We start from the raw sequence: 993 nt of genomic DNA on the forward strand, positions 1-993 counted from the left end.
GCCGTCGGACTGGTAGTACATGGCGGCGAGGTCGTGGCGTCCGTCGCCGTTGTGGTCGCCGGTGACGGTGCGGAAGGAGTTCCATTTCCAGGCGTTGGCGGGGATTTTGTAGCTGCCGGTGAAGGTGCCGAATCCGCCGTTGGTGTTGGCGCGTGAGGTGAATAGTTCGATGGAGGTGTCGCTGTGGTGGTAGAGCATGGCGGCGTCGTCGCGTCCGTCGTTGTTGTAGTCGCCGCTGGTGATTCGGATGGCGTCCCATTTCCAGGCGGCGTTGGCGGGGATGGTGAGGCTGCCGGTGAAGGGGGCGAATCCGCCGTCGTTGTTGGTGTTGGCTAGTGCGGTGTGCATGGTGATGGAGCCGTCGGACTGGTAGTACATGGCGGCGAGGTCGTCGCGTCCGTCGCCGTTGTGGTCGCCGGCGATGGTGCGGAAGGAGTTCCATTTCCAGGCGTTGGCGGGGATTTTGTAGCTGCCGGTGAAGGTGCCGAATCCGCCGTTGGTGTTGGCGCGTGAGGTGAATAGTTCGATGGAGGTGTCGCTGTGGTGGTAGAGCATGGCGGCGTCGTCGCGTCCGTCGCCGTTGAAGTCACCGCTCAGCAGGCGGATGGAGTCCCATTTCCAGGCGGCGTTGGCGGGGATGGTGAGGCTGCCGGTGAAGGGGGCGAATCCGCCGTCGTTGTTGGTGTTGGCTAGTGCGGTGTGCATGGTGATGGAGCCGTCGGACTGGTAGTACATGGCGGCTAGGTCGTCGCGTCCGTCGCCGTTGTAGTCGCCGGCGATGGTGCGGAAGGAGTTCCATTTCCAGGCGTTGGCGGGGATTTTGTAGCTGCCGGTGAAGGTGCCGAATCCGCCGTTGGTGTTGCCGCGTGAGGTGAACAGTTCGATCGAGGTGTCGCTGTGGTGGTAGAGCATGGCGACGTCGTCGCGTCCGTCGCCGTTGAAGTCGCCCGACTGCTGGATCGCGTTCGGGTCCTGCACCGGAACCGGAGCCGG

General features: G+C 63.8%; 1 protein-coding gene. It reads right to left on the bottom strand.

Going from position 1 to position 993, the window contains the following annotated elements; translation table 11 throughout:
• The coding region (locus V1633_RS36865) for an FG-GAP repeat domain-containing protein (RefSeq protein ID WP_331218826.1) at window positions 1-993 on the bottom strand (993 nt) is incomplete at both ends.

This window comes from Plantactinospora sonchi, assembly GCF_036422035.1.
GTDB lineage: Bacteria > Actinomycetota > Actinomycetes > Mycobacteriales > Micromonosporaceae > Plantactinospora > Plantactinospora sonchi.